This window comes from Georgenia faecalis (genome assembly GCF_003710105.1).
In the GTDB taxonomy this organism is placed as follows: Bacteria; Actinomycetota; Actinomycetes; order Actinomycetales; family Actinomycetaceae; genus Georgenia_A; species Georgenia_A faecalis.
In genome coordinates, this window is record NZ_CP033325.1 from 1,251,632 (window position 1) to 1,266,760 (window position 15,129).

The window sequence follows — 15,129 nt, forward strand, 5'->3', positions numbered from 1 at the left end:
GACCGTCCGCGCCAGCCAGGTGCGGAACCACCGAGCAGCAGGAGTCAAACGTGGCAGCACCCACCCGCCTGGACAACGTCATCAGCCTCGCCAAGCGGCGGGGGTTCGTCTTCCCGTCCGGCGAGATCTACGGCGGCACCCGCTCCGCCTGGGACTACGGCCCGCTCGGCGTGGAGCTCAAGGAGAACATCAAGCGCCAGTGGTGGCGCTCCATGGTCACCGCGCGTGAGGACGTCGTCGGCCTCGACTCCTCGGTCATCCTGCCCCGCCAGGTGTGGGTGGCCTCGGGCCACGTCGGCGTCTTCAGCGACCCCCTCACCGAGTGCCTCAGCTGCCACAAGCGCTACCGCGCCGACCAGCTCGCCGAGGAGTTCGAGGAGCGCAAGGGCCGCGCCCCGGAGAACGGCCTCGCCGACATCCCGTGCCCCAACTGCGGCACCCGCGGCGAGTGGACCGAGCCCCGCGACTTCAACATGATGCTCAAGACCTACCTCGGCCCCGTCGAGGACGAGTCGGGCCTGCACTACCTGCGCCCCGAGACGGCCCAGGGCATCTTCGTCAACTTCGCCAACGTCATGACCTCGGCGCGGAAGAAGCCGCCGTTCGGCATCGGCCAGATCGGCAAGTCGTTCCGCAACGAGATCACCCCCGGCAACTTCATCTTCCGGACCCGCGAGTTCGAGCAGATGGAGATGGAGTTCTTCGTCGAGCCCGGCACGGACGAGGAGTGGCACCAGTACTGGATCGACACCCGCACGTCCTGGTACACGGACCTCGGCATCGACCCGGCGAACCTGCGCCACTACGAGCACGCCAAGGAGAAGCTCTCCCACTACTCCAAGCGCACGGTCGACATCGAGTACCGCTTCGGGTTCACGGGCAGCGAGTGGGGCGAGCTCGAGGGCATCGCCAACCGCACCGACTTCGACCTCACGACTCACGCGCAGCACTCCGGCCAGGACCTGTCGTACTTCGACCAGACGAAGAACGAGCGCTGGGTGCCCTACGTCATCGAGCCGGCGGCCGGCCTGACCCGCTCGCTCATGGCGTTCCTCGTCGAGGCCTACACCGAGGACGAGGCGCCCAACACCAAGGGCGGCGTCGACAAGCGGACCGTCCTGCGGCTCGACCCGCGCCTGTCCCCGGTCAAGGCGGCGGTCCTGCCGCTCTCGCGCAACGAGCAGCTCTCGCCCATCGCGCGCGACCTCGCCGCCGAGCTCCGCAAGAACTGGAACGTCGACTTCGACGACGCCGGGGCGGTCGGCCGGCGCTACCGCCGCCAGGACGAGATCGGCACGCCGTTCTGCATCACCGTGGACTTCGAGACGCTCGAGGACCAGGCGGTGACCATCCGCGAGCGGGACACCATGGCGCAGGAGCGGGTGGGCCTGGACAAGGTCGCCGGCTACCTCGCGGCGCGTCTGCTCGGGGCCTGACCGACCGGGCATGACCCCCTCGCCCGGGTCCGACGACGCCGTTCAGCCCGGCCGGGAGCACCACGGTGCGACCGGCCGGGCCGACGGCGATGCGGTGGCCGGCAGCGCCGCATCCGCCGGCGCTGTCGGCGCCACGTCGACCCGAGCGACAACGTCCGCCCGGGCCGACGGCGCCACGTCGACCCGAGCGACGACCGCCTCCGCCCCGGGGCGGCACGGCCATGCGCACGGCGACCTCCCGCTCCCGCCGGCCGAGGCCCGCCGCGCGCGGGTGGTCCTCGCCGCCCTCGTCCTCCCGCTCCTGCTCGCCACCGTCGTCGGGCTCCTCACGCTGTGGCCGCGGGGCGAGACCCCCGTCGGCTCGTTCGAGCTCACCTCGGCGGGCATGACGATCGAGACCGCCGAGGTCGTCGAGATCACCGACGCCGTCGGGGAGGAGGTCCGCGCCGAGCTCCTCACCGGCGTCGGCCAGGGGCAGGTCGTCCCCGTGCAGGTGCCGCCCGAGGTCCTCTCCAGCGGCGTGGACGTCGGCGACCGCCTCCGGCTCATGTTCACGCCGTCGGCGCTCGGCTCGGGGAGCCCGTACGTCTTCTGGGACTTCGAGCGCACGACGCCGGTGGTCGCGCTCGCCCTCCTCTACGCCGTCGTCGTCCTCCTCGTGGCGCGCTGGCGCGGCCTCGCCGCGATGGCGGGGCTGGCGTCCTCACTCGCCGTCGTCGTCCTGTTCGTCCTGCCCGCCCTCATGCTGGGCTCGCCGCCGCTGCTCGTCGCGCTGGTCGGCTCGAGCGCGATGATGTTCGTGTCGGTCTACCTCGCCCACGGCGTCTCGATCCGGACGACGACGGCGCTGCTCGGCACGTTCCTCGGCCTCGCGGCGACGACGGCGCTGGCCCTGTGGGGGACGCGCTCGGCGCAGCTCACCGGGGCGACGTCGGACTCCTCGCTCATGCTCGTCGGGACGTTCCCCGGGCTCGACCTGCGTGACCTGCTCCTGTGCGGGATCGTCATCGCCGGCCTGGGGGCGCTCAACGACGTCACCATCACCCAGGCATCGGCCGTGTGGGAGCTGCACGCCGCCGACCCGACGATGCCGCGCCGGCGGCTCCTCACCCGGGGGATGCGGATCGGCCGCGACCACATCGCCTCGACGGTGTACACGCTGGCGTTCGCGTACGTCGGGACGGCCCTGCCCGTCCTCCTCGTCGCCGGGCTGTTCGACCGCCCGTTCGGCGACACACTCATGGCGGGGGAGATCGCCGAGGAGATCGTGCGGACGCTCGTCTCCTCGGTCGGCCTGGTCCTCGCCATCCCGGCGACGACGGCGATCGCGGCCGCCCTGGTCCGCACGGCCCGCCCGGGGCGCTGAGCCCGGCGCCGTCGTGGCGTCGAGGGCTGAGCGCTGCACCGCCCGCCCGGGGGCTGAGCGCTGCACCGACTGCCCGGGACGCTGAGCCCGTCGCCGCATCGCCGAACGTCGCCGCGCGGCGACCCTGCCGCGCCCGCTGACGCTAATACCGTGGTGTCGACCGCGACTCGCCTCGAAGGAGATGTCATGTCGTCCGCCGCCCGCTCCGCGCAGCAGCCCGACACCGCCGTCGTCCAGGACGACCCGTACCGCCTCGATCCCGCCGGCGTCCGCGAGCCGCCGACCACGTGGCGCGGCTCCATCCGTTTCTTCGGCCCCGGCCTCATCGTCTCCGCGTCCATCGTCGGAGCCGGGGAGCTCATCACCGCCACGGCGCTGGGGGCCGAGGCCGGCTTCGTCCTGCTGTGGCTGGTGATCTTCTCGACCCTCGTCAAGGTCGCCGTCCAGGTGGAGATGGCCCGGTACTCGATCGTCACGGGCCTGGGCGGCATGGAGGGCTACAACCGGGTGCCGCCCCGCTTCGGCAAGGTCAGCTGGGTCTTCGTCATGTGGGCGCTCATGGCGATCTCGAAGCTCATCCAGACCGGCGGGCTCATCGGCGGCATGGCCGCCGCGCTGTCGATCCTCCTGCCCATCGGGTCGGCGCCGCTGGAGACGACGTCGCTGACGATCTGGGCGGTCATCGTCACCGGGGCGGCGATCGCGTCGCTCTACGCCAACAAGTACGGGGTGATCGAGAAGGTCGCCGTCTTCCTCACCATGACGTTCGTCGCCGTCACCCTGGTCATCGCGCTCGGCCTGCCCATGACGGAGTACGCCTACTCCGGCGGCGACCTGGCCTCCGGGCTGTCGCTGTCCCTGCCCGTCGGGGCCATCGGCATCGCCGTGGCGATGTTCGGCCTCACCGGCGTCGGCTCGGAGGAGATCACCGCCTACACCTACTGGTGCCTGGAGAAGGGCTACGCCCGCTGGTCCGGCCCCAACGACGGCTCCGCCGACTACAAGCGGCGCGCGCGCGGGTGGATCGCCGTCATGCAGAAGGACGCGATCGTCGCGTGGGTGATCTACACGGTCAGCACGATGTCCTTCTACGTCATGGGCGCCGCCGTCCTGCACCCGCAGGGGCTGGTGCCCCAGGGCAACGACATGATCGAGGTCCTCTCGCAGACGTATGCCAGCGTGCTCGGCGAGTGGGGCCGGATCCTCTACCTCGTGGGGGCGCTCGCCGCCCTGGGGTCGACGATCTGGGCGGCGATCCCGTCGTGGTCCCGCTCGTGGGCCAACGCCCTGAGCATCCTCGGCGTCTTCGACTGGGCGGACAGCGCGCGACGCAACGGCTGGATGCGGTTCTTCATCGTCGTGCTGCCGCTCGTCTGGCTGCTGACGTTCCTGTGGATCTCCTCGCCGTTCGTCATGATCCTCATCGGCGGCGTCGCCGGGGGAATCTTCCTCGCCGCGGTCGCCATCGCCGCCTGGTACCTGCGCCGGACGTACGTCGAGCCGGACCTGCGCGGCGGATGGTTCGCGACGGCGGCGATCATCGTCAGCGGCGTCGCGATCCTCCTGCTCGGCGTCTACACCGCGCTCAGCTCGACCGGCCTCGTGGAGATCGGCTGAGGACGTGAGCCGCTCGTGCGGGCGCCGGGGCGAGCACGGGGGAGAATGCTCCGGTGACTGCGGTACGGATCGGCCCCATCGAGCTCGCGAGCCCCGTCGTGCTGGCGCCCATGGCCGGGGTGACCAACCCGCCCTTCCGCCGGCTGTGCCGGGAGGCCGGGCTCGCCGGCCTGGCCGGAACACCGGCGACGGTGGACCCCGCCGTCGCCGGAGCACCGGCGGCGGCGGACCCCGCCGTGACCTCGCCCCGCGGCCCACGGCCGGGAACCTTCGCGCCCGCCGGTCTCTACGTCACCGAGATGGTCACCTCCCGCGCGCTCGTCGAGCGCACGCCGGAGACGATGCGGATGGTCCGGGCCGACCCCGAGGAGCCGGTGCGCAGCGTGCAGCTCTACGGCGTGGACCCGGCGACCATCGCCGCGGCGGTGCGGATCCTCGTCGCCGAGGACCGCGCCGACCACGTCGACCTCAACTTCGGCTGCCCCGTCCCCAAGGTGACCCGCAAGGGTGGCGGCGCCGCCCTGCCCTGGAAGCGCGACCTCTTCGCCGCCATCGTCACCGACGCCGTCGCCGCCGCCCGGGAGGCTTCGGCGGGGCGTGACCACGAGGTGCCCGTCACGGTGAAGATGCGCATCGGCATCGACGACGAGCACCTCACCTACCTCGACGCCGGGCGGATCGCCGAGCGGGCCGGCGTCGCCGCCGTCGCGCTGCACGCCCGCACGGCGGCCCAGCACTACTCCGGCCAGGCCCGGTGGGAGACCATCAGCCGGCTCAAGGAGACGGTGCGCACCATCCCGGTGCTCGGCAACGGCGACATCTGGTCGGCGGAGGACGCCCTCGCCATGGTCGCCGAGACCGGGTGCGACGGCGTCGTCGTCGGCCGCGGGTGCCAGGGGCGGCCGTGGCTGTTCACCGACCTCATCGCGGGCTTCACGGGTTCCGACGTGCGGGTGCGGCCCGGTCTGCGGGAGGTCGCCGCCACCATCCGCCGGCACGGCGAGCTCATGGTGGAGCACTTCGGCGACGAGTCGAAGGCCCTGCGCGAGCTGCGCAAGCACATGGCGTGGTACCTCAAGGGCTACGTCGTCGGCGGCCAGGCGCGGGCGGACCTCGGCCTGGTGAGCAGCCTCGCCGAGCTTGACGAGCGGCTCGCCGCGCTCGACCTCGACCAGCCCTACCCGGGCGAGGGCGCCGAGGGCCCGCGGGGCCGCGCCGGGAGCCCCCGCGTCCCGCACCTGCCGGACGGCTGGCTGGCGACGCCGGACATCGACGACCGGCTCCGCGCCATGCTCGCCGAGGCCGAGCTGTCGGTGTCGGGGGGCTAGCCCCCCGGCGACGTCCGGCGGCGGGTCAGATCCCGCTGGCCCGGCAGCGTGGCCCGGCCCGGTGCGGCACCCACCGCGTCGGGGGTCAGGGCCGCGAGCCCGGAAGGGTGGCCCGGCCGCTCACGGGCCGCCAGTCCGGGGGCGCGTCCTCGCCGACCCGGCCGTCGACGCTCTCGCGGAGCAGGTCGGCGTGGCCGGTGTGCCGGCCGTACTCCTCGAGGAGGTCGCACAGAAGGCGGCGGACGCTGGGGCTGCGCCCGTCGTCGAAGGTGATGCCCGCCGGCTGGTCGAGCCCGCCGGCGGCGAGCGCCTCGGCGAGGCGCGCTCGGGACCGCTCGACGGCGTCGTCCCAGAACCCGTAAAGGTCCTCGGGGGCGTCGTCGACGGCGGACGTGAACGGCCAGTCCGGGCCCCCGGCCCAGATCGACTCCCACGGCTCGCCGATGCCCTCGCCGCGCAGCCGGATCGAGAAGACGTCGTCCTCGACGACGGCGAGGTGCTTGAGCAGGCTGCCGAGCGTGAGCGCGGACGCCCCGACCCGGGCCTGGAGCCCGGCCGCGTCGAGGCCGTCGGCCTTCCACCGGAACGTCGTGCGCAGGCGTTCGAGGGAGCCGATGAGCTGCTCGGCCTCGGTGCCGGCCATGGGCGGCTCCCACGGAGGGGTGGTCTCGGTCATCGGAGCTCCTTGTCCCGTCGTGCGGCTCGTCCCGCCTCGTGGCCCGTCGTGCGGCTCGCCCCGCATCGTGGCCCGTCGTGCCGCTCGTCCCGCCTCGTCGCCGACGTCCCGCGTGTTGCCCGTCGCACAGCCCGCGGCCGACGTCCCGTCGCGCGGCCGCGGCCCCAACCTAGCTCCGGGTGCGGTAGATCCGCATGGTGATGGGGGCGAGGATCGCCGTGATGACCGCCGCCGCCACGAGGACCCAGGCGACGTCGCTGAAGGTCGCCGTGCCGGCCATGAGCCCCCGCACCGCGGTGACCAGGGCGGACACCGGGTTGATGTCGACCCACGCGCGCAGGACGGACGGCATCGTCTCGGGCGCGACGAAGATGTTGGACGCGAACGTCAGTGGCATGAGCACGAGCATGGACACGCCCATGACGGCGTTGGGGCTGCGCATGAGCAGGCCGAGGATGGTGAAGATCCAGCTCAGCGCGAAGGCGAAGACGAGGAGCAGCGCCACGGCGGCGACCACGCCGACCACCCCGCCGTCCGGTCGGAACCCCAGGAGGAGGCCGAGGCCGAGCGTGATCACCGAGGCGACGGAGTACCGCACCGTGTCCCCGAGCAGCGCCCCGACGATGGGAGCCGGGCGCCAGATCGGCAGGGACCGGAACCGGTCGAAGACGCCCTTGGTGATGTCGGTGTTGAGGGTAAATCCCGTGTAGACCGTGACGATGAGGACGGTCTGGACGAGGATCCCCGGCAGGAGGAACTGCAGGTAGGTCCGCGTGTCCCCGGCGATCGCCCCGCCGAAGAGGTACGTGAACATGAGCGTGAAGATCACCGGCGTGAGGGTGACGTCCATGAGCTGCTCGGGCACGTGCTTGATCTTGAGCAGGGCCCGCCGGGTGAAGGTGAGCGTCGAGCTCAGCGGCGAGGGGCGTACGGGGGCGTCGACGACGGCGATGGCGTTCCGCAGCGCGGTGTTCTCCCCGATGTCGAGGGTTCTCATCGGACCTCCGTGGGCTCGGCCGACGTGTCGTCGGTGACCGGTTCCTCGCCGGTGAGCGCGAGGAACACCTCGTCGAGGCTGGGCAGGCCGAGGCTGAACTCGGGGACGGCGACGCCCGCCTCGTGGAGCGCGGGCAGGACCCGCGCGGCGGCGCCGTCGGCGTCGTCGGGCACGAGGGCGTCCAGGCCCGCGGGGTCGGACGACCGGTGCACGGTGGTCCCCAGGACGTCGCCGACGATGCGCGCGGCGACCTCGCGCTGGGCCGGGTCGGCGAGCCGCAGGCTCACGGTGCCGGCGCCGACGGACGCCTTGAGCTGCGGGGCGGTGCCCTCGGCGATGACCCGCCCGTGGTCGATGACGGCGATGCGGTCGGCGAGCTGGTCGGCCTCGTCGAGGTACTGGGTGGTGAGCAGGACGCTGGCGCCCTCGGCGACGAGGAGCCGCACGATGTCCCACACCTGGTTGCGGCTGCGGGGGTCCAGGCCGGTCGTCGGCTCGTCGAGGAAGAGCACCTTGGGGCTCATGACGAGGCTCGCGGCAAGGTCGATCCGCCGCCGCATGCCGCCGGAGTAGGTCTTCACCTGCTTCCGCGCGGCGTCGGCGAGCTGGAACGCGCCGAGGAGCTCGGCGGCCCGCTGCCGGGCGCGCGCGGGGGAGAAGCCGTAGAGGCGCGCGATGATCTCGAGGTTCTCGGTGCCGGTGAGGTCCTCGTCCACCGAGGCGTACTGGCCGGTGAGGCCCACGCGGGAGCGCACGGCGTCCGCGTCGGTGACGACGTCGTGGCCGAGCACCCGGGCGCGGCCGGCGTCGGGCCGCAGCAGGGTGGCGAGCATGCGCACGACGGTCGTCTTGCCGGCGCCGTTCGGGCCGAGGAGCCCGTAGACGGTCCCGGCGGGGACCCGGAGGTCGACGCCGTCGACGGCGACCGTCTCCTTGAAGCGTTTGACGAGGCCCTCGGCCTCGATGGCCAGCCCGGTGTCCACAGTGCCCCCCTGTCGGCCGGTAGGTCCGACTCGCCCGGACACTACCCGCGGCCTCGGACGTGGAGAAGAGTTTTATCCCCGGCGGCTCGGGGGCCGCTCGGAGGCGAGCGGGACGTGGCGAGCGTCGACGCCGGGGGCGTGCGGGGTCTGCCCGATGGGGCACCCCGGGTCGCCGTCGCGCAGGGTCCGAAACCAGAGCGACCCGTCGCCGTCACGGGAGTGAAACACCTCACTGCGAGGGTGCTCCCTGACGACGACCAGCCCGGCGAGGTCCGGCGCCGCCCCCTGCGCCGGACCCCGCCCGGGCTGGTCGTCGCCCGGCGACTCCACGCCCCCGTGGCGCGGGCGCCGCCCCCAACGACGAGGAGAACCATGACCACGAGAACGTCCCGACGGCGGCCGCTGGCCGTCCTCACCGCCCTCACCCTGACGGTCGGCGCGGCGCTGGTCGCACCCGGTGCGGTCGCCGCCACCGCGCCCGCCCCCGACGACCTGCCCACCGTCACCGTCGTCGCCACCGGCGGCACCATCGCGGGCCGCGCCGCCGGCCGGGACACCTTCACCGACTACCGCGCCGGCACCTACCCCATGACGGACATGGTCTCGGTCCTCGAGCCGGAGGTCTCCGCGATCGCCGACGTCGACGTCGTCCAGTTCGGCAACTCCGGATCCGGCGGCTACACGATCGCCCAGTACCACGCGCTCACCCAGGCGGTGGAGGAGGCGCTGGAGACGTCCGACGGCGTCGTCGTCACCACCGGCACGGACACGATGGAGGAGTTCGCCTACTGGCTCGACCTCACCGTGCAGAGCAAGAAGCCCGTGGTCATCAGCGGCGCGATGCGCCCCTGGGCCGCCGGTGAGACGGCGAGCGAGGCCGGCGTGATCGGCGCCGACGGCCCCGCCAACCTCCTCCAGTCCATCCGGCTGGCGGCGGGTCAGCAGACCTTCTGCTTCGGCACGGTCCTCATGCTCAACGACGAGATCCACGCGGCGCGCGACGTCACCAAGGGCAACTCGACGCGCAACGACACCTTCGTCACGCGCCAGCTCGGTGCCCTGGGCTGGATCGACGGCGACCAGGTCTACGTCCAGCGGGCCCCGGCCCGCGTGCTCGACTGCGCGACCGACGAGTGGTTCACACCGTTCGACCTCGACGAGGTCGCAGCGACCGAACTGCCGCGCGTGGAGATCTTCTACAACTACCAGGAGGCCGGCCGCGAGGCGATCGACGCCTTCGCCGCCGCCGGCGTCGAGGGCATCGTCACCGCCGGCACGGGTGCGGGTGGGATCTCCTCCGGACCGGGCCAGGCTCGGCGCGCCGCCGTGGAGAGCGGCATCTGGTTCGTCAGCACCACCCGCACCGGCAGCGGTGCGGTCTCGGGTGGGGGCGACGGCATCATCGCCGGCGGCGACCTCATCCCGCAGAAGGCCCGGCTGCTGCTCCTCCTCAGCCGGACGTTCACCGACGACATCGAGCAGGCCCGCGAGTGGTTCGCCACGATCGGCGGGTCGAGCTTCGACCAGTCCGCGATGGCCGGGGTGGTCAGCCCGGTCCCCGGTGGCGAGGTCCCGAGCCCGACGCCGGAGCCGTCGGCGGAGCCCACGGCCGGGCCGACGACGCCGCCCCCGGGTGGGGAGCCCGGCGGCGAGGAGCCCGGTACTGAGGAGCCCGGCGGTGAGGAGCCCGGTACCGAGGTCCCCGGCGGCGTCCCGGGGGGCGAGGAGACCGACCCTGCCAGCGAGCCGGACGCGGGCGAGGAGGCGCCGGGCGGTGCCGTCGGCGGACCGGGCTCGGGGTCGGGGTCCGGGGGACTGCCCGCCCTGGGTGCTGAGACGCGGGGCATCGTGCTCGCCGCGGCGCTCGCGCTGCTCGTCGGCGCGGCCGCCGTCCACCAGCGGCGCACGCGGTCGCTCGGTGTGCCGGGCATGCCGCGCGGGCTCGGCCGGTAGTGATGCCCTTCAGGCAGTGATCCCGCGCGGGCTCGAGTGATGCCGCCGGCTCGGCCGGCCGGCGATACCGCACGGGCTCGGCCGGCAGTGATGGCGGCGGCGCCCTGACGCCGAGCCCTCCATGACACCGCGCGGGCGGCTGGTAGACCCAGCCGCCCGCGCGGGCGTGTTCGGCGGCGAGGAGCTCAGCCCCGCCGCAGCCGGAGTGCGCTCAGCCGCGCCGGAGCCACACGGTCGTGTCCGCGGGCAGCACGGTCCCTCCGTCGCGGGCCTCGAGCGGGCCGGAGGCGAGCAGCACCTCGTGCCCCTCGGGCAGCGTGACGGTGGTGTCGCCGACCGCGGTGACGACGAGCACGTCGGCCCGGTCGGCCGCGGAGCTGACGAACGCCACGACGTCCGGGGACTCGGCCCAGCCCTCCGCCCAGCGCACGGCGGAGGCACCGAGGCCCAGCTCGGCGCGCAGCCGCAGGGCCTCGCGGTAGAGCTCGAGCGTCGACCCGGCCACACCGGTCTGGGCGTCGACGGCGTAGGGCGCCCAGTCCGCCGGCTGGGGGAGCCAGGACCGGCCGGTGGGGGAGAACCCGTAGGCGGGCTCGTCGGCCGACCAGGGCAGCGGGACGCGGCAGCCGTCCCGGCCCTTCTCGGTGAAACCGGTCCGCGGCCACGCCGGGTCCTGGCGCAGGTCGTCGTCGAGCGCCGTGTGCTCGGGCAGCCCGAGCTCCTCGCCCTGGTAGAGGTAGGCCGAGCCGGGCAGCGCCAGCATGAGCGTGCTCGCCGCACGGGCGCGCCGCAGTCCGAGCGCCGCGTCCGGCTGGGTGTCCTCGGCGCCGATCCCGTTGGGGCCCTTGCCGGTCTCGGCGAGGCCGAGGCGCGAGGCGTGGCGGACGACGTCGTGGTTGGACAGCACCCACGTGGTGGGAGCGCCGACGGCGTCGTACGCCGCGTAGGACTCCGCGACGCAGGCGCGCAGCCGCGCCGCGTCCCACGGGGTGACGAGGAAGGCGAAGTTGAAGGCCTGGTGCATCTCGTCCGGGCGGACGTACCGCGCCAGCCGGCTCAGGGGATCGACCCACGCCTCGGCGACGAGCGCGCGGTCGCCGTCGTACTCGGCGAGGACCTCGTGCCAGCGGCGGTAGATGTCGTGGACGCCCTCCTGGTCGAACATCGGCCCGCGGTTGGCGCCGGGCGCCGGGTCGTCGGCGGCCGTGGGGTCGGCGGCGGCCGTGGGATCCGCGGCGGCGCCAGTACCGGCGGGTCCGTCACTGGGCGCGTCGTCCGCGGCGCCACCAGCGCCGTCGCCGTCGGCCGGCTCGGTCTCCCCGTCGACCATGCGGACGTGGCCGGACCAGTCGGGCAGGCCCGCGGCCTTGACGAGCCCGTGGGCGACGTCGACCCGGAACCCGTCGACGCCCCGGTCGAGCCAGAAGCGCAGGACCGACTCGAACTCGGCGTGGACCTCGGGGTTGTCCCAGTTGAGGTCGGGCTGGGCGGAGTCGAACAGGTGCAGGTACCACTGGCCGTCGTCGGCCCAGGTGCTCCCCGGGGCGTCGGCGCGGTCGCGGACCCGGGTCCACGCGTTCCCGCCGAAGATCGAGGACCAGTTGTTCGGCGGCTCCTCGCCGTGCTCCCCGAGCCCCTCACGGAAGAGGTACCGGGCGCGCTCCGGGCTGCCGGGCCCGGCGTCGAGCGCCGCGCGGAACCAGGCGTGCTGGTCGGAGGTGTGGTTCGGCACCAGGTCGATGATGACCCGCAGCCCGAGCGCGTGCGCCTCGCGGACGAGGTGATCGGCGTCGTCGAGCGTGCCGAACAGCGGGTCGACGTCGCGGTAGTCGGCGACGTCGTACCCCGCGTCGGCCTGGGGGGAGCGGTAGAAGGGGGACAGCCAGATGGCGTCGACCCCGAGCGCCGCGAGGTGCGGCAGGCGGGCGGTGATCCCGGGCAGGTCGCCCGTGCCGTCGCCGTCCGCGTCGGCGAACGACCGGGGGTAGACCTGGTAGATCACCGCCGTACGCCACCACTCGGCGTCGGGTCCGGGGCGGTGGAGCGGGCTCAGGGCGGCGGCGCTGGTGGTGGTGCGGGTGGTCACGAGGGTTGGTCTCCGGAGGTGATGAGGTCGGGCAGGGAGGTGGGGGACGTCGCGGGGGCGGCCGCGGGCACCGGATGCTCGGAGGCGCCGGGGGTCGCCGGGTCCGTTGCGCCGGGGGCTGCCGGGTCCGTCGCCGCACGCGTCGCCGGGCCCGTCCCGCCGTCGGCCGGCACCGCGTGGTGGCGCACCAGGCCGGCGTGCTCCGCGGAGGCGAATCCCGGGGCGGCCGCCGTCGACCGCCGCACGACGAGGTCGGCGACGAAGAGCAGCTCGCTGCGCGGCACCGAGGCGCCGCCGATCTCGCTGATGAGCGAGCTCACCGCGGCGTGGCTCATGGCGTCGACCGGCTGGCGCACCGTGGTGAGCGGCGGGTCGGTGAAGGCGATGAGGGGCGAGTCGTCGTACCCGATGATCGAGACGTCCCGCGGGACGTCGAGGCCGCGCGTGCGGGCGGCGCGCACGGCGCCGAGCGCCATGAGGTCGGACCCGCAGACGACGGCGGTGCAGCCGGCGTCGATGAGCAGCCCGCCGGCGCCCTGCCCGCCCTCGACGGTGTAGAGCGTCGTGACGACGCGCGGCTCGGTGACGCCCGCGTGGCGCGCCATCGCGCGGAGGAAGCCCTCACGCTTGCGCTGGGCGGGGACGAACCGCTCGGGCCCGATGGCCAGGCCGATCTCCCGGTGCCCCAGGGAGACGAGGTGGCGCACGGCGAGCTCCATGCTCCCGGCGTCGTCCGTGGCGAAGGCGGGGGCGTCGACCTCGCCCGTGTACCCGTTGACGAGGACGATCGGCACGCCCTGCCCGCGCAGGCGCTGGTAGCGCTCGGGGTCGGCCTGGGTGTCCGCGTGGAGGCCGGAGACGAAGATGATGCCGTCGACCGAGTGGTCGAGGAGCATCTCGACGTACTGGTCCTCCGTCGTGCCACCGGGGGACTGCGTGCACAGCAGCGGCGTGTACCCCAGGTTCGACAGCACCGACTCGATCGCCTGGGCGAAGGCCGGGAAGACGGGGTTGGCCAGCTCGGGGACGATGAGACCGATGAGCCCGGCCGAGCGCGCGCGGAGCTTGTCGGGGCGCTCGTAGCCGAGCATGTCGAGGGCGGCGAGCACCGCTCGCCGCGTGTCCGAGGCCACGCCGGGCTTGCCGTTGAGCACGCGCGACACGGTCGCCGTGCTCACGCCCGCCTGCTCGGCGACATCGGTCAACCTGGTGCGCCCCTGCATCCCAGACACCTCTTCGTCTCCGCTCGACCGGCCCGATGTAACCGTTGCCTGAAAGTTACTGTAACGGTTGCAGACACGGCCGGGGCGCGGTTAGCCTCAACACATCCGGGCACAGCGGCCTCGGCACGCGCCAATGTCGCCTCGCCACGAATAACTCACACAGGAGACATGACGATGCGACGCAGCATCACGATCGCCGCGGCCGCGGGGCTCACCCTGACCCTCGCCGCCTGCGGCGGAGGCGACGGTGGCAGCGAGCCCACGACGGACGCCCAGGAGACCACCGACAGCGCCACCGGCGGCGCGACCGAGGGTGGCGAGCTCACCGGCACGCTCACCATCTGGGCCGACGAGACCCGGGTCGACCTCGTCGAGGACATCAGCGCCGAGTTCACCGCCGAGACCGGCGTGGAGGTCGAGGTCGTGCAGAAGGCCTCCGCCGACATCGGTACCGAGTTCATCACGGCCGTCCCCAGCGGCGAGGGCCCGGACATCATCGTCTCGGCCCACGACGGCCTGGGCGGCTGGGTGACCAACGGCGTCGTCGGGACGGTCGAGCTCGGCGACACGGCGGAGGAGTTCTCTCCCGCCGCCCTCGCCGGCGTCACCTACGACGGCCAGGTGTACGGCGTGCCGTACGCCATCGAGAACATCGCCCTCGTCCGCAACAACGAGCTGGTCTCCGAGACCCCGGCGACGTGGGACGAGCTCGTGGCCCAGGCCACCGGGCTCGGCACGGAGTACTCCGTCCTCGTCCAGCAGGACCCGGCCGCCTCCGACCCGTACCACCTGTACCCGCTGCAGACCTCGTTCGGGGCGCCGGTGTTCGCGCAGTCCGCGGACGGCTCCTACACCTCCGAGCTCGCCATGGGCGGCGAGCAGGGCGTGGCCTTCGCCGAGTTCCTCGCGGCGCAGGGTGCGGCCGGCGTCCTCGACGTCAACATCACCGCCGACGTCGCCAAGGAGGCCTTCCTCGCCGGCGAGTCCGCGTACATGGTCACCGGGCCGTGGAACGTCACCGAGTTCGTCGACGCCGGCCTCGACGTCTCCGTCCTCCCCGTGCCCACCGCCGGTGGCGAGGAGGCCCAGCCGTTCGTCGGTGTGCAGGGGTTCTTCCCGAACATCGACTCGGAGAACGCGCTGCTCGTCAACGAGTTCCTCGTGAACTTCATCGCCACGCCCGACGTCCAGACGCAGCTGTTCGAGCTCGGTGGACGCGTGCCCGCGATGACCGAGGTCGCTGAGGGCCTCGACGACCCGATCCTCGAGGGCTTCAACGAGGCCGGTGCCACCGGTGTCCCGATGCCGGCCATCCCCGAGATGTCCGCCGTGTGGGAGTTCTGGGGCGCCGCGGAGGTCGACATCATCACCGGCAACGCGCCGGCTGCTGAGCGCTGGACCACCATGGTGGAGAACGTCGAAGCGGCCATCGCGGCCAACTGACGATGACAGCTCACGACAGGG

At 73.4% G+C, this 15,129-nt stretch carries 11 protein-coding genes; 6 read left to right on the top strand and 5 right to left on the bottom strand.

Annotated elements, in window-relative coordinates; translation table 11 throughout:
• The first annotated feature begins 50 nt into the window (after positions 1-50).
• From EBO36_RS05305 to dusB, 4 genes are all read left to right on the top strand, one after another.
• Positions 51-1,436, top strand: a complete 1,386-nt coding sequence (locus tag EBO36_RS05305) for a glycine--tRNA ligase (RefSeq protein WP_122823692.1) — start codon at positions 51-53, stop codon at positions 1,434-1,436.
• Between the two features lie 10 nt (positions 1,437-1,446).
• Entirely contained in the window at positions 1,447-2,802 is a 1,356-nt protein-coding gene (locus EBO36_RS05310) for a YibE/F family protein (protein ID WP_122823693.1), read from the top strand.
• Positions 2,803-2,988: 186 nt separating this feature from the next.
• Positions 2,989-4,419 (top strand): Nramp family divalent metal transporter, encoded by a 1,431-nt coding sequence (locus EBO36_RS05315; RefSeq protein ID WP_122823694.1) that lies wholly within the window; start codon positions 2,989-2,991, stop codon positions 4,417-4,419.
• 53 nt (positions 4,420-4,472) lie between these two features.
• Positions 4,473-5,747: a tRNA dihydrouridine synthase DusB gene (dusB, locus tag EBO36_RS05320; protein WP_465253908.1), complete on the top strand. Its 1,275-nt coding sequence runs from the start codon at positions 4,473-4,475 to the stop codon at positions 5,745-5,747.
• A gap of 85 nt (positions 5,748-5,832) precedes the next feature.
• Here dusB and EBO36_RS05325 read toward each other — a convergent pair whose 3' ends face one another.
• The 3 genes from EBO36_RS05325 to EBO36_RS05335 all read right to left on the bottom strand — a co-directional run bounded on the left by EBO36_RS05325 (position 5,833) and on the right by EBO36_RS05335 (position 8,403).
• A complete protein-coding gene (locus EBO36_RS05325; protein WP_122823695.1) occupies positions 5,833-6,423 on the bottom strand; it encodes a mycothiol transferase in 591 nt (196 codons plus the stop codon).
• Between the two features lie 169 nt (positions 6,424-6,592).
• Entirely contained in the window at positions 6,593-7,420 is an 828-nt protein-coding gene (locus EBO36_RS05330) for an ABC transporter permease (protein ID WP_122823696.1), read from the bottom strand.
• Positions 7,417-8,403, bottom strand: a complete 987-nt coding sequence (locus EBO36_RS05335; RefSeq protein WP_122823697.1) for an ATP-binding cassette domain-containing protein — start codon at positions 8,401-8,403, stop codon at positions 7,417-7,419. Before EBO36_RS05335 ends, EBO36_RS05330 begins: the two co-directional genes overlap by 4 nt.
• 372 nt (positions 8,404-8,775) lie before the next feature.
• Here EBO36_RS05335 and EBO36_RS05345 point away from each other — a divergent pair, with 372 nt between their 5' ends.
• Positions 8,776-10,356: an asparaginase gene (locus EBO36_RS05345; protein WP_122823699.1), complete on the top strand. Its 1,581-nt coding sequence runs from the start codon at positions 8,776-8,778 to the stop codon at positions 10,354-10,356.
• Positions 10,357-10,567: 211 nt separating this feature from the next.
• Here EBO36_RS05345 and EBO36_RS05350 read toward each other — a convergent pair whose 3' ends face one another.
• The gene (locus tag EBO36_RS05350) at positions 10,568-12,442 is read right to left on the bottom strand and encodes a glycoside hydrolase family 13 protein (RefSeq protein ID WP_122823700.1); all 1,875 of its coding nucleotides are present in this window, start codon (positions 12,440-12,442) and stop codon (positions 10,568-10,570) included.
• Entirely contained in the window at positions 12,439-13,665 is a 1,227-nt protein-coding gene (locus tag EBO36_RS05355) for a LacI family DNA-binding transcriptional regulator (RefSeq protein WP_122823701.1), read from the bottom strand. Before EBO36_RS05355 ends, EBO36_RS05350 begins: the two co-directional genes overlap by 4 nt.
• Positions 13,666-13,833: 168 nt before the next feature.
• Here EBO36_RS05355 and EBO36_RS05360 point away from each other — a divergent pair, with 168 nt between their 5' ends.
• On the top strand, positions 13,834-15,108 hold the full coding sequence (locus tag EBO36_RS05360; protein WP_338142428.1) for a sugar ABC transporter substrate-binding protein: 1,275 nt from the start codon (positions 13,834-13,836) through the stop codon (positions 15,106-15,108).
• Positions 15,109-15,129: the final 21 nt, after the last annotated feature.

What these genes read in the sequence shown, in the direction of transcription:
- EBO36_RS05310 (WP_122823693.1), top strand. Translation starts at nt 1,447, where the DNA reads ATGACCCCCTCGCCCGGGTCCGACGACGCCGTTCAGCCCGGCCGGGAG.
- EBO36_RS05315 (WP_122823694.1), top strand. Translation starts at nt 2,989, where the DNA reads ATGTCGTCCGCCGCCCGCTCCGCGCAGCAGCCCGACACCGCCGTCGTC.
- EBO36_RS05325 (WP_122823695.1), bottom strand. Translation starts at nt 6,423, where the DNA reads ATGACCGAGACCACCCCTCCGTGGGAGCCGCCCATGGCCGGCACCGAG.
- EBO36_RS05330 (WP_122823696.1), bottom strand. Translation starts at nt 7,420, where the DNA reads ATGAGAACCCTCGACATCGGGGAGAACACCGCGCTGCGGAACGCCATC.
- EBO36_RS05345 (WP_122823699.1), top strand. Translation starts at nt 8,776, where the DNA reads ATGACCACGAGAACGTCCCGACGGCGGCCGCTGGCCGTCCTCACCGCC.
- EBO36_RS05355 (WP_122823701.1), bottom strand. Translation starts at nt 13,665, where the DNA reads ATGCAGGGGCGCACCAGGTTGACCGATGTCGCCGAGCAGGCGGGCGTG.
- EBO36_RS05360 (WP_338142428.1), top strand. Translation starts at nt 13,834, where the DNA reads ATGACGATGCGACGCAGCATCACGATCGCCGCGGCCGCGGGGCTCACC.